This window comes from Shewanella insulae, assembly GCF_009831655.1.
GTDB classification, from domain to species: domain Bacteria; phylum Pseudomonadota; class Gammaproteobacteria; order Enterobacterales; family Shewanellaceae; genus Shewanella; species Shewanella insulae.
The window spans coordinates 153,572-174,940 of the sequence record NZ_WRPA01000006.1 but is presented as its reverse complement, the minus strand read 5'-3'; the positions used below and the strand labels follow the sequence as shown (position 1 = coordinate 174,940).

Genomic DNA, 21,369 nt, shown 5'->3' with positions numbered 1-21,369 from the left:
GCCTCTTAATTTATCGTTTCATTGGTGAATTAGGTTAGAGACGTCTCGCCTCAATAACGCCGCTCACCTGGGACAACTTAGCAATCACCCTGGACAAGCCGTCGAGATTATACAGCTCAAGCTCCAGCTCGATGGCCGCCGTCTGCGTCTTCACATCCGATGATGAACTCATGGTCAGCACATTGGATTTCTCCGCCGCCAGTACCGAGGTGAGATCCCTCAGCAGACCGCTACGGTCGTTGGCCTGCACCCTGAGCTTCAACTTGTAGCCGCCGGAATAGTTCTCACCCCAAACCACATCGACGCTGCGCTCGGGATGCACCCGCATCAACTCTTTGACCTGTTCACAATCGGCCCTGTGCACAGAGATCCCCCTACCCTTAGTGATGAAACCGAAGATCTCATCTCCAGGCACAGGCTGGCAACACTTGGCGATATGGCTGAGCAGGTTACCCACACCGTTAACCTCGACCTGGCCTTTGCCCTTGCCTGTGGCGCGGGCCTGATTCTTCTTCAGCAGATCTTCGAGCGCCTCCTCTTCGGAGACCTCATTGACCCGCATCCGGCTCTGTACATGGTTAACCACCTGGTTGAGCCTGACGTCACCGCCGCCGATACCGGCCAGCAGATCATCCATGCCCACCATGTTGAAACGCTCTACCGCGCTCTGGGCATCTTTCAGGGTCAGTCCAGAGCGAGCCAGTTCGGCTTCGAGCATCTCGCGGCCGGCGACGATATTCTTGTCCCTGTCTTGCTGCTTGAACCAGTGCTGGATCTTAGAGCGGGTGCGCGACGCCTTAATATAGCCCAGGTTAGGATTGAGCCAGTCGCGCTTAGGGTTAGGATGCTTGGAGGTGATGATCTCGACCCGCTCGCCTGTCTCCACCTGATAGGTGAAGGGCACGATACGGCCATCGACCTTGGCGCCGATACACCTGTGACCCACCTGGGAGTGAATATAGTAGGCGAAATCCAGCACGGTCGAGCCCATGGGCAGATCCACCACGTCACCGTTTGGCGTAAACACATAGGCTCTGTCTTCGAACACCTGGCTGCGCACCTCGTCCACCAGGTTGCCGCTCTCGGCCACATCTTCCTGCCATTGTAGGATCTTACGTAGCCAGTTGATCTTCTCTTCGTAGCCGCTCTGTTTACCCGTGGTGCCCTCTTTATACTTCCAGTGGGCGGCCACTCCCAGCTCGGCATCTTCATGCATCTGCTCGGTGCGGATCTGGATCTCCACCGTCTTGCCCTCTGGGCCCACGACTATGGTGTGGATCGACTGATAACCATTGGGTTTAGGGTTGGCGACATAGTCGTCGAACTCTTTAGGAATATGATGCCAGAGCGTATGCACCACACCCAGGGCGCCGTAGCAGTCCTGCAGACGCTCGGTGACGACTCGCACCGCGCGCACATCAAACAGCTCATCGAAGGTAAGATCTTTGCCGCGCATCTTCTTCCAGATGCTGTAGATATGCTTGGGCCTGCCATAGACCTTGGCGCGGATCTGCTCTTCGTCCAGACGCTGCTGCAACTGGTTGACGAAGGTCTCTATGTAAATCTCACGATCCATCCGCTTGCCATCGAGCTGCTTGGCAATGTCCTTGTAGATCTCTGGGTGCAGATAACGAAACGAGATATCTTCCAGCTCCCACTTGAGCTGACCTATACCGAGACGGTTGGCTAGCGGCGCATAGATGTCGGCGATCTCCCGCGCCAGCAGCACCCGGGTCTCCTCGTCGGCATTTTTGACTTCCCGTAGCAGACAGATGCGCTCGGCCAATTTGATCACCACGGCGCGCACATCTTCTACCATGGCCAAGAGCATCTTGCGGATGTTGTCTATCTGGGGTTCGGCGTTACGGCTCTGCTCGTTGACCTTTAGGGCGCCGATGGCTTCCATGGTCACCACGCTGTTCACTAGTGTGGTCAGCTTGTCGCCAAACAGCTCCTGCATCTGCTCCTGACTCAGCAGTCCTGCATCGAACACCACGAAGATCACCGCCGCCTGCAGGGTCTCGATATCCATGTTAAGCGGCGCCAGGATCTCAATCAGCTCGCGGGCACGACCGATCAGCAGAGTATCGTTAGCATCATGTTTCGCCACCAGGGCCTCGACTTGCTTGATCAGCGCAAGTAAGGTGCTGGCTTCGTCGGCGTCACTCAGATAACGATTAACCCACTCGGTCAATTGAAAATCTGTGTCTTTAAAATGTGCTTCTCTAACAGATACCATCTACTGCATGTCCTTTAACTTTGAGTGCTTGCCCCTAAAAAGTTCGACCTGCTGTGCCATCTCATTGCCTGCCGTATGACACCGCCATTACCGAACTCACTATCTTGGGGATTCCCCCGCCAATGTCAATTAATATACGTCGACATTTTGGCCGCTCAACCTAACTATTTATCCAGTTCAAACAAGGCCATGGCCTCGATATGGTGAGTCTGTGGAAACATGTCGATAAGCCCCAGTCGACTCAGACGATAGCCCTGCGCTAACAGCGGCTCACAATCTCTGGCCAGACTCACAGGATTACAGGAGATATAGACGATCGCCTTGGGCTTCATTTTCTTTAACCATTGTAGACTCTCATAGGCGCCGGCCCTGGCAGGATCTAGCAGTAGCTTGTCGATTCGACCGAGCCAGGCTGCACCGGAGAGATCTGCGCTGAGATCTCCATGGTAAAATTCGGCTCCCTCGATGCCGCTCGATTTCCCATTTAACCTTGCCTGCGCCACCATGGCCTCGACCCCTTCGACGCCCACCACCTGAGCACCGGCCTTGGCCAGAGGCAGAGTAAAGTTGCCCACGCCACAGAAGAGATCCAGCACTCGCTCCCCAGGCTGAACCTCTAGCCAGTCGATAGCTTGAGTCACCATCTGCTGATTGATCTCGCCGTTAACCTGAATAAAGTTGCCCGGCGAGAAGCCAAGTCGGCTGCCATCCTCCAGGGTATAGAAAGGCAGGCCCTCGTCTCCCCAGAGGGTCTCAAGCTTGCTGTCATCATCAAGCAAGACGACTCTCACCTCATGCTGCTCGCCAAATGCGCTTAGTAAGGCCTTATCTTTGTCATTTAGGGGATTGGTGATACGCAGCACCACACAAGGGCCAGAATCTACCGACAACAGCTCCACATGGCCCAGGCTACGCTTGGCACTGAGGCGATTGAGGCATTGATTCAGCGGCGCAATAAGATCAGACAAAGACTTAGCCAACACGGGGCAGGCGTCGATATTAACCACCTCACTGCTGGCCAGGGCACGAAAGCCCAAATTGAGCCGCTTTGTATCGCGCTGATACTGAGTCGCCAGGCGGGCGCGGCGACGATAATGCCAGCCCTCGCCGCTCAGTGGCTCGCTCATAGCCTGAGGCCTTGTGCGGCCCATCTTGTTGATTAGATTCTCAAGCGCCGACTGCTTGGCCGTGCGCTGGGCAGAAAGCTCCAGGTGCTGCAGGTCACAGCCGCCGCAGCGGCCATAGTAAGGGCAGCAGGGCTCAATACGCGCGGCGCTGGCGGTCTCAACCTTGATCAGCTTGGCCTTGGCGTGACGCTTCTTCTGCTCGACTATCTGCGCCGTTACAGTCTCATCCGGCAGGGCGCCGGGAATAAAGACAATTTTTCCCTGATGTTCGGCTATCCCCGCCCCCAGGTGATCCAGCTGGTTAACATGGAAACTTTGCTTGGCCTGGGTTTGTTGTGATTTACGGGGTTTAGCTTTATAAAATTGTGCCATCTAGGCCTCTAAAACAATAAAAATACTAGTAAAGACTGCACAAAGTCTGGCAGTCTAATGTAACCTATATCCAACGCAGATAAATAATACCAACTCAATGAATAGTGCAGACAATATGACTAAATACAGCCTGAGAGCCTGGGTTCTCGTGCTGGCCTTAGCGCCCACTATTTTGGTTGGTATTTTGCTTGGCAGCTATTTTACCATAAATCGTTTCTATGAGCTGGAAGAAAGCTTGATAGAAAGAGGGGGCAATATCATCGAGCCCCTGGCCATCTCCGCCGAGATCGGCCTGGAATCGAAAAACTTCGAAACCACCAAACGCCTAATCACCTCGGTGCAGCTCAATAAATCCAACCTGGTACAGTTTATTGCCATCTTCGACACCAATAACCGGGTGATAGTGACCTCGCATCACTATAAGAGCCACGAGTTTATGCGCTACAACGAGCCTATCGACTCGCTGCAGACCACAGAGGTGGAACAATTTGGCGACAGCATCATCATGCGTAGCCCCATCTTCTCCAACCAACGCGAACTGGTGGTCAGCCCCTACGACAGCAACTCCATGGCGCAGCAGGTCAACTCCGCCAAGCTCGGCTATATTGCCGTGCTGCTCAACAAGGAGAATGCCCTGCTTGAGCAGCACAGGGCAGCGGTAGCCGCCTTTATTATCGTGTTGATCGGCGTGCAGCTTAATCTGCTGTTTACCTTCCGCCTGGTGAAAAACGTCACCCACCCCATCACGGAGATGGTGCGCGTGGTGGCCAAGATCCGCGAAGGCAAATTGGACACTCGAGTGGATGGCAACCTGATCGGTGAGCTGGACCTGCTCAAGCGGGGTATCAATGCCATGGCGGGTTCCTTGTCGGAATACCATGAGGAGATGCAGCAAAACATCGACCAGGCCACCTCGGATCTGCGGGAAACCCTGGAACAGATCGAGATCCAAAACGTCGAGCTGGATCTGGCCAAGAAGCGAGCCCTGGAGGCCAGCCGCATCAAGTCAGAGTTCTTGGCCAACATGTCCCACGAGCTGCGCACCCCGCTCAACGGGGTGATCGGCTTCGCCAAGCAGCTATTGAAGACGCCGCTGCATGCCAGTCAGCAAGATTACATCAAGACCATTGAGAAGAGTGCCACCAATCTCTTGGGGATCATCAACGACATCCTCGACTTCTCCAAGCTGGAGGCGGGCAAGATGGAGCTGGAGAACATGCCCTTTGCCCTGCGTGAGGTGATCGATGACACCATCTCACTGCTGGCAAACAGCGCCAAGGATAAAGATCTCGAGCTGGTAGTAGATATCGAGCCGAGCATCAACGATAACGTCTCTGGCGATGCCCTGCGGGTCAGCCAGGTGATCACTAACCTGGTGGGCAACGCCATCAAGTTTACCGACAGCGGCAGCGTACACCTCAAGATGCGCCTGACCAGCGAAGAGGCCGAGAAGGTCAATGTCCGCTGTGAGATCACCGACACAGGCATAGGCATAGACAAGCCTCACCAGGCCCAGCTGTTCCAGGCCTTCGGCCAGGCTGACTCCTCGATTTCGCGCCGTTTCGGCGGCACCGGCCTGGGGCTTATCATCACCAAGCGGCTGATCAACCGTATGGGTGGCCAGATAGGCTGCATCTCTGCGCCGGGTAAGGGCTCCACCTTCTGGTTTACCCTCCCCCTCAAGCTGAGCCCTTACCCTATCAGTCAGCCGCTGGAAACCGACAACCTGATTGACAAAACTGTGCTGCTGTTCGAGCCACGGGAGCTTTCCCGCAAGGTGCATGAAAACCTGCTTAAACACTGGGGTATGCAGAGTATCAGCATCACCACGCCCGAAGATCTGGCCCAAATCGCCGGCGAAGAGGGGCGTCATTTCGACTATGCCATCATCAGCTGTAACGACCTAGCCAGTAGCCCCAACCTGCTCAACGTGCTCAATAAGATAGCCAAGATCAGCGACTACACCCTCTATCTGTGCAGTAGTACGGACAGCGCCGCCAAGATGAGCCTGATCCAACCCAATGTGGACAAGGTGATGCAGGCGCCGGTAGGGGAGCGCGCCCTGGCCGTCACCCTGATCAACCCGCACCGTGCCCAATATGAGGCCATGCCTTTCCAGGAAGCGGTCAAAGAAACCCAGGAGCGCGAACCCATGAGCGTGCTGGCGGTGGACGACAATCCCGCCAACCTCAAGCTCATCAAGACGCTGCTCAAGGAGCTGGTCACTCAGGTGACGGTGACAGACAACGGTCAGGAAGCGGTGGAGATCGCCAAGGCGAAAAGCTTCGATCTCATCTTCATGGATATTCAGATGCCGGGCACCGATGGCTTTAGCGCCACCAAGCAGATACGTGAGCATTCACTCAATCGTAATACGCCGATTGTCGCCGTGACCGCCCACGCCATCGCCGAGGAGCGCGAGCGCATCGACCAGAGCGGCATGGATGGTTACCTGCCCAAGCCTATCGATGAGGCAGCGCTGAAGAGCGTGATCAGCCGCTGGAAGACCCGGCCGCAGTTTACCCACTTCGATCAGCACACCCTCAATTGGGACCTCTGTCTGACTCAGGCCAACCAGAAAACTAACCTGGCGCTAGAGATGCTGCAGATGCTGGTCGACTCCCTGCCCGAGACCCGTGAAAACATCTCGGGCGCCCTCGAGCGCCAGGACAGCCAGGCCATGGTCAGCCATGTGCATAAGCTACACGGCGCCAGCTGTTACTGCGGCGTGCCGACCACACAGCGGCTCTGTCGAGAGATTGAACAGTCACTCAAACAAAATGCCGACGTCGATCTCGTCGAGCCGGAAATACTTGAGTTACTTGACGAGCTTTCTAAGGTAGAATCGGCCGCAAATCAAGTAATAGCCCAGTTATCTATGGATGTGATCGATGAGTAATAAACCCGGTTTTTTCAAGCGCCTCAAGGCCCTAGAACTGGAACAGAAGAAGCTGTTCGCCATCGCCCTTTGCCAACGCATGTACCCTAACTATCAACTGTTTAGCGAAGTTTGCGAATTTGGCGACCCGCAGGTGCTCGATACCGTGCTCAACCTGCTGTGGCAATCAATGTACGATCAAAAGCTTAAGCTAAACATAGATCTCTATCTTGAGCGACTGGATCTCAACACACCCGAGCCGAGTGATTTCGACGTCTATGGCGTCTACCCGGCCATGGACGCCGCCGTCGCCCTCACTTCCTTGCTCAGCGCCATCCAGAGCAAGGTGGAAGACGATATCACTAACATCAGCAAGCTCTCTTCCAGCACTGTGGCTAACTATATCGAGGCCACGATCGAGGAGGAGATGGATGAAGCGACGCTGGACGAGCATATCTTCAACCACGAGGTGATGCAGGAGGAGAAGGCGCTTCAGGCATCCTTGCTGGAGATCATCGAAGAGAATCCTAAGATCACCGCCGACTTCGTCAAGGCACTGCGAAAGGAGTTAGTGCAGGCAGGCGTGTCCAACATAGGGATCTCAGTAGGCGCCTAACCAATGCGCAAACTTATCTATCAGGGATTTGTGCTCACCAACCCAGATGGGTTAACCAATACCTGGTGCCTCACCATAGGGGAGCAGCGACGCGTCGGCTCTCTATTTGAGCTAAGGCGCCAGATCCATTTCTATCAGGAGCTGGGCGTCTTACCACCACCTAAGCCGCTCCATCGACGAGCCGGCCCCAAGCATTAGACTTTAGCGTTATAGGGACGCGGCGAGCTAAGTGGTAACCTAATGGGCATTCAGCCTATAAGGTTAAAGCGCACTCAGATTCGAGCCAAGGATGTCGTCCCCCTATGTTAACCACTCTCTCGCCACTCTTTGTCGTGTTTGGCATCATGGTCACCGGCTTTATCGTACAAAAAGCACGGCTACTGCCCGAGGGCAGCGACAACGTCCTCAATCAGTATGTCTATTACATCGCCTTTCCGGCGATCATGATGATAGTGCTGGCAGAGACTCCAATCGAGGAGATCGCCAACTGGGGGTTTATCGGCGGCTACAGCCTGGCCATGACCCTTGTCTACCTGCTGACAGGCCTGCTCTCACTCGGATTACAGCCCAAGGATAAGCCCCTCGCGGCCATACGTGCCCTCAACACCACCTTTGGTAACACCTCCTTCATCGGCATCCCGCTGATGATGATGCTATTTCCCGGCGACCAGTTGGCGCTAGCCGCTGCCGCCTTGGCCAGCCTTTTATCGGTTACCGTGTTTGCCATAGTACTGGCCCAGCTTGCCCTGTTTCAGGGCCAGACCGACAGCGCTCTCAAGACGGTGTTTTTTGCACTCATTCAAAACCCCATCATATTGGGTAGTCTGGCCGGGGTGGCGATATCGGCATCTCATATAGCGCTGTACCGCCCCGTCGCCGAGATCATCAGGCAGTTTGGCATGACCTCAAGCCCCTGCGCCTTGTTCGCCATCGGCATGGTTCTGTGCAAGGCCAATCAGGAAGGCAGAAACGCCGCCGGCATACAGTCTCGCCTTGCCGAGCTGGCCATGCTCAATCTGAGTAAGTTGCTACTACAGCCGCTGCTGGCCTACCTGCTGCTTGGCGCCTTAGGGATAAGTGGACAACTGCTGCAGATGGGGGTGATTCTGGCCGCCCTGCCTACCGCCGCCAGCGTCTACCTTCTGGCCCACAGGTTCAACGTTGGCGCCACCAGTAGCGCCCAGACCATTAGCCTGGGGATAGTGATCAGCTTTGCCACTATTCCGCTCCTGCACCATTGGCTCGGCTCGGGCACCGCAAGCTTGTTTTAACGGATAAAAAGCACACAGGTATTTACTGTATAAAAATTCAGTATATACTGTGCATTAATACAGTACTTTGTAAAAGGATGTCATCATGCTTTGTCAGCTCAGCATCAATAACTTTGCCATTGTCCGCTTTTTAGAACTCGACTTTAAGTCTGGGATGACCAGCATCACAGGCGAAACCGGCGCAGGGAAATCGATTGCCATCGATGCCCTGGGCCTGTGCCTGGGTAATCGTGCCGATGCCAACACCGTCAGGCCCGGCGCCAGCAAGGCCGAAGTCAGTGCCCGCTTCGCCCTCAACGATATCCCGCTGGCCAAACGTTGGTTAGAAGACAATGACCTTGAGCTAGATGAGGAATGTATCCTGCGCCGCACCATAGGCAGCGATGGTCGCTCGCGGGCCTACATCAACGGCAACCCGGTTCCACTAAGCCAGATGCGCGCCCTGGGCCAGCTGCTTATCGGCATTCACGGCCAACACGCCCACCACGCCATGTTAAAGAGTGAGCATCAACTTACCCTGCTCGACAGCTATGCCAACCACAAGATGCTGCTCGATGCCTGTAGCGCCAGCTACCAGCGCTTCAAGCTGATCCAAAAGGAGTTGAGTCAGCTTCAGCAGTCGCAGCATGAGCGCATCGCCCGTAAGCAGCTGCTGCAATATCAGGTCGAAGAACTAGACGAATTCGCCCTGGGCGAAGGAGAGTTCGAAGAGATAGAGGCCGAACATAAAAAGCTGGCCAATGGTACGGCACTGATCCAGGCCTGCCAGCGCACCCTCTACCTGCTGCAAGACAGCGAAGAGGGCGCCATAGAATCGCTACTCAACATGAGCCTAGATCAGGCCCAGGAGCTCGAAGGTTACGATCCTGAGCTTAAAGGGGTGGGCAACATGCTTAACGATGCCCTGATCCAGGTACAGGAGAGCAGCAGCGAGCTGCAACGTTACTTAGATAAACTGGAGCTGGACCCGGATCATTTTGCCGCCCTGGAGCAACGCCTGTCGAAGATCATGATGCTGGCACGTAAGCACCATGTGAACGCCAAAGATCTCTATCAGCACCATCAGGCACTGAGCCAGGAGCTGAGCGAGCTGGACTCGGATGAGGAGAAGCTCGATGAGATCGCCCTGCAGCTCGAGAGCTGCCGCGAGAGTTTTATCGCCCATGCACAAAAGCTCAGCCAGAGCCGCCAACGTTACGCCAAGGAGCTGGACAAGCAGGTTACCCGCTCTATCCATGAGCTCAGCATGCCCAAGGGCAAGTTTATCATCGACGTGCAGTTTAATCCCGAGATGATGTCGCCAAACGGCTGCGATACGGTGGAGTTTCAGGTGACCACCAACCCGGGTCAACCGCTACAGCCCATCGCCAAGGTGGCCTCGGGCGGCGAGCTGTCGCGTATCGGGCTAGGCATCCAGGTGATCACCGCCAAGAAGGTCGCCACCCCGACACTCATCTTCGACGAGGTCGACGTGGGGATCTCAGGTCCGACCGCCGCCGTGGTGGGTAAGATGCTGCGCGCCCTAGGCGAGTCGACCCAGGTACTCTGTGTAACTCACCTGCCTCAGGTTGCCGGCAACGGTCATCAGCATATGTTCGTCAACAAGCAGAGCAAGTCTGGGCAAACCGAGACCTCCATGGTGCCGCTGGATAAGGGACAACGTATTGAGGAGCTGGCACGCCTGCTCGGTGGCGACGTGATCACCAACAACACCCTGGCCAACGCCAAGGAGTTACTGCAGGGCTAAGGCTGATAAGCCCAGACATTCAGTAAATTAGCAAGCGCGGCAACATTCAGGCCGCGCTTTTTATTTGTGTCCGCTAGGATAAGTCGTCGCCACTGCCCTGCTTTTTTCCTGCTAATTGCATAGCTATTTGCGCAAAAAAATATGACTCTGATAGACTGAGCCCTCCCAGTTGATACGACATCGAATACCTCAAGGAACTGAAATGCGACACTTTTTTCGTGCTCTGAAATGGATTTTATTTACTCTGCTGCTAATTCCCGTCGGCGGCTATCTCATCTTGCTGCTGATCAATCTACAAGATAGCGCGCCTTCAGCGCAGGCGAGCGCCTATCTTGAGCAAGTAAACGCCGAAGAGGTCGCCTTGAGTCAGCATCTTGAAAACAATCCCTATCTTTATGCCATGGGTTTCGATGCGCCGAAAGATAATGACCCGATGGCGGTCGGGCTTAAACGCTATCAAGCGCTCAAACAACTTGGAGTTTTAGAAAGGCCAACACAGACTGTCGACGAAAAATTCGAGTTTCCCGAATGGGCTATTTCCAACTGCCTCAAACAAAAAGGCTATTTCGCTGAGTGCACAGCCCTATTGGCCGAACCCGAACACCTAAGGGCCACACTCGATGACTATGCCTGGCTAATTGAGCGCTACCGCACCCTGCTCTCCCTCAGTCATTGGCAAGATGATACCCACTTTAATCCCTATCGCAGCATGGTGTCTTTTAAACATCTTGCTGCTGCAAGGCAATTGTACCTTGTTAATGCTTATTTCAATGGAACGGATCCAGCCTCCCTCATAACCGCCATAGATACAGATATGCAGTTCTGGCAGCAAGCCGCCGAGCGAATCAACATGCTAAGCAATAAATTCCTAGCCATAGACGCGCTCAAGCAAAACATGAAGCTGGGCGAACTGCTCGTCAGTCAAAAGCGAACAGAGGATGAGGATACTCAAATACCTAGCCTCTGGCTGCAGTCCACCTCAGAAGAAGTGTTGTCACTAAAGCGGGTTAAACGTGGTGAGTGGCACTTCCTAACTAAAGTGAATCAATCATTTGAGGCAGGTGAAGACGCCAGCATCACAGCTAAGATCGCCGAGGCGATGCTTATGCCACTGTTGCAACAACAGGATACCGCTAACCGCTACGCAGATATCTTAACTGGCAAGGCAAACATTAAACCGTGTCCTGATAACTTCTCACTATCGACCCTAAAAGAGTACGGCTATAACCCAATGGGTAAATTTATCCTCTGTTCTGGTATTCCATCATTCGAGAGTTACCAGGCTACTGCTAACAAACTGGAGTCGCTGCGCGCCGAGCTTGTTACCCGCCTAACGACTCCAGCCATCTCAGCAGAAATAGTAACTGAGGCCAATGACGAAAAACCTAGGGAGAGCGCACCAAAGGAATAAGCCTTACTGGTTCGATCATCGTTTTCCTCTCATCCCCTGACCAGCATCGGGGGATGTTAAACGCTAAAATTTATTACGCAAAAATGCTATTCCGGTAGGCGCTCGAAACCTGGCACAGATTGGAGTTTCTCTGCCCAATTCGCCCGCTCTGCCATAAACAACCTTGCCGTCGGCGCAATGGGCACCTCGACATCCAGACAACCTGCAGGCACCACGACAAGATTTAACGCCTCCAGCCGATAAGGCATTGGCGAGCCACACACCTTGCAGAAACAGCGTCTATGACGACTGCTCGGCATTTGATAGGTTTGCAGCAACGCCTCACCACGTCGCCAGTTGAGTACCAAATTATTGGAAAACAGGTTGGCGCCATGGAGTGAGCCAGTGCCCTTCTGACAGCGACTACAGTGACACAAATAAAATGCATCGAAACGCCCCGCTAAGGTAAAGGTCACGCCACCACAGAGACAGCTACCATTGAACTCAACTTCCAACTTGTTTTGATTAGTCCTCTCATCATTCATAACCTATCTCCTCTTGCCCTAAAGCAAGTATTCAATTACTCAGAGAGTAAGCCGTCCACCGCAGGCTGTAGGGGCTGTGATAGAGCATATCTATGTCCCCAAATAAGGAAGCTTGCAGGCAGTCACTCTGCCCTCCCTTGGGGCCAAACCTCATTTCCCATCTTGCCATTCGGCAATCACCTCATTTGCGGCGCGAAACGCCTCGACACCCGCCGGCATGCCGCAGTAGACGGTGGAGTGCAGCAACACCTCCTGGATCTCCTCGACGGTGCAGCCGTTACGTAGCGCGCCGCTCACATGGCCCTTGAGTTCGGTGGAGGCCTTGAGGGCGGCCAGGGTGGCTATGGTGATCAGGCTGCGGGTGCGCCTGTCGAGCCCTTCTCTGGCCCACACCTCACCCCAGGCGTTGCGGGTCACCAGCTCCTGGAGTGGCTGGGTAAAGTCGCTGGCGGACGACAGCGCCCTGTCGACAAACTGATCGCCCATCACCTCGCGTCTGACGCCTAACCCTTTTTCATACTTGGCCTTATCCATGGGAACTCCTTTAACATCATGATTCAATTGATACTTTGATAAAACAGCCTCTAAAGGTGCTTGGAAACTGAACAAAGATCAACCTAAATCGGTGCCAATGCGACTAAAGCACCAGCGCAGATTAATACCTAGGTTAAGGGAGCGATTGCGGCAGTATTAACAGAGTGCCCCGCTTGCAGGAAAGATTTCGCCTACATGGCAGGCAATATCGGACTAGCTGTTAGCGATAAAGGTCAAGAGGCGTGGGATAAAGGCTTCACCCTCTCTAAGGCCGCGGCGGTAGACGGCCTCGACCTTACTCACGTCCCGCTCCAGACGCGACAGCCCCAGCGGCGTGGCGGGCTGCAGCACCAAGGCACTGCCATCGGCCTGGGCCTTGGCCAAGTCATCCAGTGCCTGATTATAAACTCGGTGGCGGGCAAGCAAGGCGCTGGCCACCTTGGGATAGCGGCGATAGAGGCGCTTGGCCAGCCATTTGGCCTTGAAGGCCGATTTCCTATAGTCATGCTCCTGAGTGAGGATCACCACCTGGCGCTTAAAGCCATCTTCGCGGGCCTGTGCCAGCGGGATCGGCGCCCCTATGCCACCATCTAGATAGGGCGTGCCGCCGATATAAGTAGGTTTAGAGATAAACGGCAGGCTGCTGGAGGCGATCAGCACCTCGAGAAAGGTGTCATGATCGGCAAAGTCCGCCATGCCAAAGAAGTCTGTCTCGCCGGTAAGGCAGTTAAAGGCCCCCACCTTAAACTCCGCCTCGCTGCTGGCGAAGGTATCGAAATCATAAGGCACAAGCTCGTGGGCCATGCGGCGGTAGGTAAAGTCAGTATTCACATAATTGCCGGTGCGCAGCAGATGCTTGAGCCCCATGTAGCGCTTATCGGCAAGGAAGTTCTGTTGAATGGTGAGGTTACGCCCCACCTGACGCGACAGATAAGAGGCTGGATAGATGGCGCCGGCCGACACCCCCACCAGATACTGGAAATGGAGCCCCGCGCCTAAGAAGGCATCGAGTACGCCTGCGGTATAGATGGCGCGCAGGCCACCGCCTTCGAGCACCAAGGCGCACTCATCGATCTTAACCTCTGCCGCGCTCACCTTTTCTCGGCGAGTATTCGCATCAGACAGTCTCGATATCGAACCAGGCATTGAGGCGCCGTTCAAGTATTACTCTTCCGCCTGAATCTGCCCCACCAGGAGCACAGGAGCCGCATCTAACTCTTGGGCATCCATCATGGAAGCAATTCGCTCGACAGCAAAAAGCAACTGGCTCTGCTCCCAATCTTCAAGGTTTTGATAACGCTTGATAAAGTGGTCCTGTAGCGGTTTCGGTGCGGCCTTTAATATATCTATACCGGCCTCGCTGAGAGACAGGTGCCACTTGCGCTTGTCTGACTCACTACGGGTCCTCACCACAAGATCTCGCGCCTCGAGGCGATCGATAATGGTGGCAACCGTGGCCGGGCTAAGCGCCACTTCCTGGGCGATCTCCTTGGCCAGCGGGCGGTCGTAGGCGGCAATCGTCTGCATCACCATCAGCTGTGGCCCGGTGAGGCCAGATTGCTTGTTGAGCTGCCGAGAATGTATATCGATGGCGCGGATCACGCGGCGCAGCGAAATCAGTAGTTGTTCGTACTTTTCCATAATCTCCTCTCGTTTCAGCCGCACCATACCAGAAATAATTTCCAGACTCATGCCTGAAATAAAAAAAAAGCAAAACAAGCTTATCACTTGCTCTGCTTTTAGACGACTAACTCAGCTTAACGCCTCCTCGCATAAGGCGTTTTCCTAGGGCTTCTCCTAGAAAGCAAAGGTACGCGATACCGACAGCACGGCACGTGTATCACTGATATCTGTGTCCATGCTTGTGTCTTCCGCGGCAAGGTTAAAGTCAAATCCTTTCCAACTGGTCATATACTCTACACGATAATGGTTATAGGCATCATCACCGTTCCAAGACCATTTGTCTTCATCTTGCGAGGTTGAGCGATCGAAGCTAATACGAATGTCATGGCCCTCGGCCAGCGTAAAGGTGTGCGCCGCCATCATAATGTAGTGGCCAGCATCCACTCCAAAATAGTCCCAAGAATACCAGAAGTTCAGTTCACTCTGACCAACCGATGAAGTGTAGCCAAACTTAGCGTAGGCTTCAGGGTATTTATAGTCATCTGAAAATGAATCACCATGATAAGTGTAATAGGCGATACCCGCATCCAGTGAAACCCTTTCGGTAAGCGCCATATACTTACCCGCGTAGAAATCCCATTCCAGCCAGGTATCATCGCCTGCACCGAAATCGACATTTGACGCCCAAGTCCCTACATACCAACCAGAATCGACACCATAATCTAAACTTGCCTGTAGCGCCGGGCCATTATCGGTCTGGCTCACACCGTTGAAAGTGTAATCTGAGGTCAGGTTAACGGTCGAGCTCAGCCCGGCCACTGCACTAGCAGGTAAAACGAGTAGACCGCAAAGCGCCAATTGCTTGATAGATTGTTTCATTATTTTCCCTTTGATTTTATTACTTTAATTATTGATATTAGAAATTGAGACTAGTTAGCTAATTCGATTTTGCTGAAATCGATTTGATTTTCTTTTGGCGAGCGTTCGATCGCCGCCACCTTCTGGTACTTGGTCGCCATGATGTAACCGAAGCAGGCCAAAATCAGCGCAATCGCCAGAGCGCCCACCCACTGGATCTGCAAGAAATCTAGACTGAACAGCAGGGTAAGCGCAGACATCAACACAATATTGCCCACCACATACTTGGCCTTGCCGAAGCGCTGCACAGTGAGGTTAAGGTTGTCGGTATATAGACGAGTCAATGAATCCAAAGAGTTGACCACGAAGGTGATACCTACGGTGACCATGGCGATGTTATAGAAGCCTGCGGTGGCGATCTCGTTGACGCTGTAGTAATAGAGCACGCTAAACCAGATGGCGATGGGAATTGACGGGAACACCATCATGGCGATCAGCACCTGATAGGTCTTCATACCACCGACGAAACGCGAGGTGAACTGACCTATCATGATGCTCCAGGCAAACCACCAGAACAGATAGAATTCATGGTAATCGTTTAGCGGCAGTACGAAGTGGTGCAGGTTACCGAAGTAGTCGCCCAGCAAGGCAAAGGTGGTCACAAACTCACCCACACCAGACCCAGGGCTAAGGAAGGCACCGGCCCACATCAGGGCGATCAAGCCGATAAACAGCCAGGTGCTGGCCAGGCTCAGGGTGCGTACATAGCGAATGCTGGTGCTCGAATAGACGGCGGCGGCGATCACCACGAAGACAATCAGATAGAAGGTGCCGACCACAGATTCACCGTCGCCGATCTCCGGCAGATACCAGGGCAAGTTGGTCAATAGCAGATAGGCGGTAAAGGCACAGGTGCCGATGATCACCAGGTTATTGATAAACTTCACCAGCGGGATCTCGAAAAACTTCACCCTAGGTTCGATCACACAGAAGTAGAAACAGGTCAGGAAGTAGAACGCCCAAATCAAGAAGGCCCAGAAGCCAAATTCGATAGCCAGCGGATTACTGAAACCATACTCAGGACTGGCCGTGAGATCGGCATATCCCCCAAACTCGGTCAGGGGAAACATGATCAGTCCCACATCCAGACCCGAGGTAAACAAAATGGCGATAAAGGTAAAGGTGCGCACTGGCGTCACACCGATACACTTCACATTGCCCCAACGGTACAGCACGAAGGCAATGGCCGCGAACGTAAATAAGATCCCTGTTGTTAACCAAGCGGTCATCATTGTTCCCTCACATTAAATTTAATAATAAACATGGATTTAACTCGTTTTTATTAAGTTATTCTTGTGTCAAGAACCCTGTTTTAAGGCTGCAAGAAGCCCTCAAGCCTTAAATATCGCTTTAACGATATTTAAACCCTGATAAAGGTTTTTGACGGATTAGGCCATTTAGCCTTTATGCCCTAGGGGCAATGTTGGCTCAGGCTGGCCTTAAGCCTGGTTGAATCTATCCAGACACTCTAATCAACTGCTTTGCTCAGATAGCTGCCCTCTTCGGCGCCTGCTGACGCTGCGCCTCTTGCCAGTCGGGTGCAATCACGACCTCGGCATCACTGGGTGACAGCACGCCTTTGCCCAAGATAAGGTCGGCGGCGCGCTCGGCCACCATGATGGTGGGCGCATTAAGGTTACCGTTGGGGATCGTCGGGAAGATAGAGGAGTCCACCACCCTAAGCCCATCGATGCCATGTACCTTGGTCTCGCTATTGACCACCGCCATCTCATCTTCCCCCATCTTGCAGGAACACGATGGGTGATAGGCGCTTTCGACCGCGCTGCGAACAAAACTGTCGATGGCCTCATCACTCTGTACGCCTATACCCGGCTGAATCTCTTCGCCACGATATTCATCTAACGCGGGTTGGTTGATGATCTCTCGGGTCAGGCGCACACAGGCTCTAAAGCCCTCGATATCCTCTGGATGCGACAGGTAATTAAACTGTATCTTTGGTGCCACCTTAGGATCGGCACTCGCCAGGGTGACCGCGCCGCGACTCTTAGGCTTGTTGTGACCGATATGCACCTGGAAGCCATGCCCGGCAAAGGCTTCTTTACCGTCATAGCGCATGGCCGCTGGCAGAAAGTGATACTGCAGATCCGGCCATTCCAGTCCCGCCTTGGAGCGAATGAAGCCGCAGGACTCGAAATGGTTGGTCGCGCCGAGACCAGACTTATTCAATATCCAACGGGTACCGATAAACAGCTTGTTTAACGGATCGAGCTTACCATTGAGGGAGATAGGCTTAAGGCACTTAAACTGGAAGTAAAACTCCAGATGATCCTGTAGGTTCTGACCGACGCCCGGTAGCTCGTGAGCCAGCTCGACACCCGCCGAGGCGAGCACATCGGCCGCCCCTATGCCCGACAGCTGCAACAGATGGGGCGAGCCGATAGAGCCTGCCGATAACACCACCTCTTTGGCCGCCAGTACCTCTTGAACCTTGCCCTTACGCTCAAACCGCACACCTGTGGCCCGCTTCCCTTCTAGCAGTACCTTATGCACCAAGGCATGGGTGATCACCGTCAGGTTACTGCGCTTCATTGCCGGTCTCAGATAGGCGTTGGCCGTCGACCAACGCACCCCGTTTTTGACCGTCATGTGCATGGGGCTAAAGCCCTCTTGCTGGGCGCCGTTGTAATCTTGGGTCGACAAATAACCCGCATCGACACCCGCATCGACAAATGCCTGATACAGGGGGTTCTTCATCTGGTTGCCATTGTTAACCCCAAGCGGGCCGGTGTCGCCTCGATAGGCATCGCCGCCGAAGGCCCAAGTTTCCGCCTTCTTAAAATAGGGCAGACAATGGGCATAATCCCAACCTTTGGCCCCCGCCTGTTGCCACTCATCGAAGTCGCGCGCATGGCCTCTAACGTAAACCATGCCATTGATCGACGAGGAGCCGCCGAGCACCTTGCCGCGCGGACAATGCATGCGGCGATTATCCAGGTAAGGTTCCGCCTCGGTCTCAAACTGCCAGGCATACTTCTTAGTATTCATCGGGATAGAGAGCGCCGTTGGCATCTGAATGAAGATGCTCTTGTCGCTACCGCCGGTTTCCAGTAGCAGCACTCTATTTTCAGGGTCTTGCGACAGGCGATTGGCCAGCACACAGCCTGCGCTACCGGCGCCGACGATAATGTAATCGTATTCTTGTGTCATATGAGTCATGGGCACTCCTTAAAATGGGCTTTCAAGGGGCGCCATGCCAACATACACGGCCTTGATCTGGGTGTAGGCCTTTAGCGTCTCTGTGCCGTTTTCACGACCTATGCCCGACATCTTATAGCCGCCGACAGGCATTTCTGATGGCGAGGCGCCGTAGGCATTTATCCAGCAGATCCCCGCCTGCATCTGATGGATCACCCTGTGGGCACGGGTAATGTCTTGGGTAAACACCCCGGCGGCGAGGCCGAGACGGGTATCATTGGCGCGAGCGATCACCTCATTTTCATCTTCGAAGGTCAGCACTGACATCACGGGGCCAAAGATCTCTTCTCTCACGATTGTCATCTCATCACGGCAATCGGTAAAGATGGTGGGGGCGACAAAATAGCCGTTAGGTGCACTCTGTGGGCGTAAGGCCGTGCCACCGGTTAACAGGGTCGCCCCTTCCGATTGACCGAGCGCAATATAATCGAGCACCTTGCGTTGATGGTCCTTGGAGATCAAGGCGCCAAAGTTGGTCGCCTCATCCATGGGATCGCCGCAGACGATATTGTTTTGAGTACGCTCGAGTAACTTCTCGATAAAGCGCGGGTAGATATCCTTGTGCACGAAGACGCGGGTACCATTGGTACAGATCTCGCCCTGAGTGTAGAAGTTGGCCAGCATGGCGGCCGACACGGCATTGTCGAGATCGGCATCGTCGAAAATGATCAAGGGTGACTTGCCGCCCAGCTCCATGGTCACCTCTTTCAGGGTGCTGGCCGCCGCGGCCATCACCTTAGTGCCAGTGCCTACCTCGCCGGTAAAGGAGACCTTGGCGATCTCCTCATGGTGGGTTAGCCAGGCACCGACTCGTCCATCGCCCTGGATCACGTTAAACACGCCGTCTGGCACACCCGCCTCAGTGAAGATCTCCGCCAGCTTCATGGCACCGCGCGGTGTCTCTTCAGAGGGTTTAAACAACATCACGTTGCCACAGGCTAGCGCCGGCGCCGATTTCCAGCAGGCAATCTGCAATGGATAGTTCCAGGCACCGATACCGGCACAGATCCCCAGCGGCTCACGGCGGGTGTAATAAAAATCATCCCCTACACTCTGCTGGTTCCCCTCAATGCTAGGCGCTAGACCGGCAAAAAATTCGATGGCATCAGCCCCGGTTACTACGTCGACCACTGAGGCTTCTTGCCAAGGCTTTCCTGTATCTTGTACTTCGATAGCCGCCAGGGCATCGTTATGTTCGCGCAGCAAGGCCACGGCCTTGAGTAGAATGCGGCTGCGCTCCATGGGCGTCATCGATGACCAAGTCGCAAAACCCGCCTTGGCGCTGTCGATGGCGGCCTGTTTGATCTTGTCGTCGGCGACTTCGACGCGGTAGTCCACCTCGCCTGTTGCCGGGTTGACCACATCGAAGGTCTCGCCCGTCTCATTACTGAGATAACGACCGTGAACGTAATTTTGGTATACAACTAGTGACATTCATTTTCTCCGTACTGCATCACTCGAGTCTCAATGAAGGACTTACATAACTGTTGAGCTTGCTCAAAATCTTTCTCTGGTGAGGCGCTAAGCGCACTTCGTAGCCAAAAACCATCGATCATCGCCGCCGTCTGTTTGGCCGCATCACAGGCGTCCGAAGCGCCGAGTAAGGGACGAAAAGAATATTTAAGGTTGGCATAGAGGCGTTGATGGTTAATGCATTGAAGTCTGGCGAGTCCTGGGTCGTGCATCGCCTGAGACCAGAAACTCAACCAGGTCTTGGTGGCGGCACTCGATCGTTGTAGCTCGGTAAAGTTGGCCTCAACAATCATAAACAGACGCTCCATAGGGGTCAGTGTCTTGCCTAAGGTTCTTGCCAGCAGCGCCTGTTTCAGCTCATCCAATAGGTACTTTAGCGTTGCCTCTATCAGCCCCTGCTTACCGCCGAAATAGTGACTGATGATCCCCGAAGACATGCCCGCCAGGCCGCTAATGGTGTTAATCGTGGTGTGGTGTAAACCGTGTCGCTCGACAGAGACTAAGGTGGCATCGATGAGTTGCTGTTGCCTTACCGATTTCATCTGAGGACGTGCCATAAAATCCGCTTCTCCCTGTCTAAAATATAGTTAATTGAACGTTCAATTAATAACAATGGTAATAGTTAGAGGTGTAACTATCAACCCAGTTACGGATTTTGAGAGACTAATCACGTTTTTTTACAGCGAAAGGTGGCAGGAAAATAAAAACAGCAAACCATTGTTTAATATTGATATTTTTAATATGCGCTTGTCTAAAAAATGTTAATAAAATATTTTTGAAAAAACCTGCCAACAAAAAATAGTTACAACCACAACATTTTTCCGAAGTTACTCCAAGCAAAAAACAGTTACAGCAATAACTTTTGTTTAAAAACGCCAGCACAATGGGTCTGCAACAGGGAAGATTATCACCGTACACAAGCTCGCCAATCCCAGCCCCTTAGCCCGCTCCAGCCAAGTTCACTGCAGATGACACAGATGAGCTTAGTCAGCCATCCCCTAAGCTCGCGCTGTTTAACCAGGCACGCCAAACTCAGTTGGCAGCGCTCGATTTAACCGCTTGAGCGTTAACATGAGAGTCTAAGATTTTATTGCGCCTGTGTGAGCGCCCATATCAAGCTCCTTGTGAATATCTATGTCGGCAAATAGCAAAGGAAGAGTCGTGACCTGAGTTGGCACAAAAAGGAGAGATATATGGATGCGATACGCTCAGTCACCTGGGTTAGTCTATCGAGGGAGTTAACTGGCAAACCGTCAAGTTCAATGTGTCTGGTAACTTGTGCTTAATCGGGCAAGGTATAGGCACAATAGCTCTTATCATCGATAGCAAAGCTATTTGACCACTTGATTTGAGAATCACCTTTCAATGACGCGAGAGGCTAAGCATGAGAGTTCCTACAACCCTGCGGGGGACAACTAAA

Annotated in this window: 17 protein-coding genes; 6 read left to right on the top strand and 11 right to left on the bottom strand. The window is 53.6% G+C overall.

The genetic code is table 11. The features are described 5' to 3' along the window. Positions 1-34: 34 nt before the first annotated feature. Together relA and rlmD are read right to left on the bottom strand one after the other, a co-directional pair. Positions 35-2,239, bottom strand: coding sequence for a GTP diphosphokinase (gene relA, locus GNT65_RS08845; protein ID WP_160795361.1), 2,205 nt, complete (start codon positions 2,237-2,239; stop codon positions 35-37). Positions 2,240-2,403: 164 nt separating this feature from the next. Then, positions 2,404-3,738 carry a 23S rRNA (uracil(1939)-C(5))-methyltransferase RlmD gene (gene rlmD, locus GNT65_RS08840; RefSeq protein ID WP_160795359.1) on the bottom strand — a complete coding sequence of 445 codons (1,335 nt, stop codon included), beginning with the start codon at positions 3,736-3,738 and terminating at the stop codon, positions 2,404-2,406. 115 nt (positions 3,739-3,853) lie between these two features. Here rlmD and barA point away from each other — a divergent pair, with 115 nt between their 5' ends. The 6 genes from barA to GNT65_RS08810 all read left to right on the top strand — a co-directional run bounded on the left by barA (position 3,854) and on the right by GNT65_RS08810 (position 11,661). After that, positions 3,854-6,637, top strand: a complete 2,784-nt coding sequence (gene barA / locus GNT65_RS08835; RefSeq protein WP_476748634.1) for a two-component sensor histidine kinase BarA — start codon at positions 3,854-3,856, stop codon at positions 6,635-6,637. Next, positions 6,630-7,232 carry a YjaG family protein gene (locus tag GNT65_RS08830; protein ID WP_160795355.1) on the top strand — a complete coding sequence of 201 codons (603 nt, stop codon included), beginning with the start codon at positions 6,630-6,632 and terminating at the stop codon, positions 7,230-7,232. Before barA ends, GNT65_RS08830 begins: the two co-directional genes overlap by 8 nt. A gap of 3 nt (positions 7,233-7,235) precedes the next feature. Beyond that, a complete protein-coding gene (locus GNT65_RS08825) occupies positions 7,236-7,430 on the top strand; it encodes a hypothetical protein (protein ID WP_160795353.1) in 195 nt (64 codons plus the stop codon). 104 nt (positions 7,431-7,534) lie between these two features. Then, a complete protein-coding gene (locus tag GNT65_RS08820; RefSeq protein ID WP_160795351.1) occupies positions 7,535-8,503 on the top strand; it encodes an AEC family transporter in 969 nt (322 codons plus the stop codon). A gap of 85 nt (positions 8,504-8,588) precedes the next feature. Further along, entirely contained in the window at positions 8,589-10,250 is a 1,662-nt protein-coding gene (recN, locus tag GNT65_RS08815; RefSeq protein ID WP_160795349.1) for a DNA repair protein RecN, read from the top strand. A gap of 202 nt (positions 10,251-10,452) precedes the next feature. After that, positions 10,453-11,661: a hypothetical protein gene (locus GNT65_RS08810; protein ID WP_160795347.1), complete on the top strand. Its 1,209-nt coding sequence runs from the start codon at positions 10,453-10,455 to the stop codon at positions 11,659-11,661. Between the two features lie 86 nt (positions 11,662-11,747). On the opposite strand, the gene GNT65_RS08805 is transcribed toward GNT65_RS08810, so the two are convergent. The 9 genes from GNT65_RS08805 to betI all read right to left on the bottom strand — a co-directional run bounded on the left by GNT65_RS08805 (position 11,748) and on the right by betI (position 20,506). Continuing rightward, the gene (locus GNT65_RS08805) at positions 11,748-12,185 is read right to left on the bottom strand and encodes a GFA family protein (RefSeq protein ID WP_160795345.1); all 438 of its coding nucleotides are present in this window, start codon (positions 12,183-12,185) and stop codon (positions 11,748-11,750) included. Between the two features lie 150 nt (positions 12,186-12,335). Continuing rightward, positions 12,336-12,719 (bottom strand): 4-carboxymuconolactone decarboxylase, encoded by a 384-nt coding sequence (gene pcaC, locus GNT65_RS08800; RefSeq protein ID WP_160795343.1) that lies wholly within the window; start codon positions 12,717-12,719, stop codon positions 12,336-12,338. A gap of 213 nt (positions 12,720-12,932) precedes the next feature. Then, positions 12,933-13,793, bottom strand: coding sequence for a patatin-like phospholipase family protein (locus GNT65_RS08795; RefSeq protein ID WP_160795474.1), 861 nt, complete (start codon positions 13,791-13,793; stop codon positions 12,933-12,935). A 90-nt stretch (positions 13,794-13,883) separates the two neighbouring features. Continuing rightward, positions 13,884-14,360 carry a MarR family winged helix-turn-helix transcriptional regulator gene (locus GNT65_RS08790; protein WP_160795341.1) on the bottom strand — a complete coding sequence of 159 codons (477 nt, stop codon included), beginning with the start codon at positions 14,358-14,360 and terminating at the stop codon, positions 13,884-13,886. 156 nt (positions 14,361-14,516) lie between these two features. Beyond that, positions 14,517-15,221, bottom strand: coding sequence for a TorF family putative porin (locus GNT65_RS08785; RefSeq protein WP_160795339.1), 705 nt, complete (start codon positions 15,219-15,221; stop codon positions 14,517-14,519). A gap of 50 nt (positions 15,222-15,271) precedes the next feature. Continuing rightward, entirely contained in the window at positions 15,272-16,489 is a 1,218-nt protein-coding gene (locus tag GNT65_RS08780) for a BCCT family transporter (RefSeq protein ID WP_160795337.1), read from the bottom strand. A gap of 256 nt (positions 16,490-16,745) precedes the next feature. Continuing rightward, a complete protein-coding gene (betA, locus tag GNT65_RS08775; RefSeq protein WP_420853513.1) occupies positions 16,746-18,437 on the bottom strand; it encodes a choline dehydrogenase in 1,692 nt (563 codons plus the stop codon). A gap of 9 nt (positions 18,438-18,446) precedes the next feature. Further along, the gene (gene betB / locus GNT65_RS08770; protein WP_160795335.1) at positions 18,447-19,910 is read right to left on the bottom strand and encodes a betaine-aldehyde dehydrogenase; all 1,464 of its coding nucleotides are present in this window, start codon (positions 19,908-19,910) and stop codon (positions 18,447-18,449) included. After that, a complete protein-coding gene (gene betI / locus GNT65_RS08765) occupies positions 19,901-20,506 on the bottom strand; it encodes a transcriptional regulator BetI (RefSeq protein ID WP_160795333.1) in 606 nt (201 codons plus the stop codon). The genes betB and betI overlap by 10 nt, the downstream gene beginning before the upstream one ends. Positions 20,507-21,369: the final 863 nt, after the last annotated feature.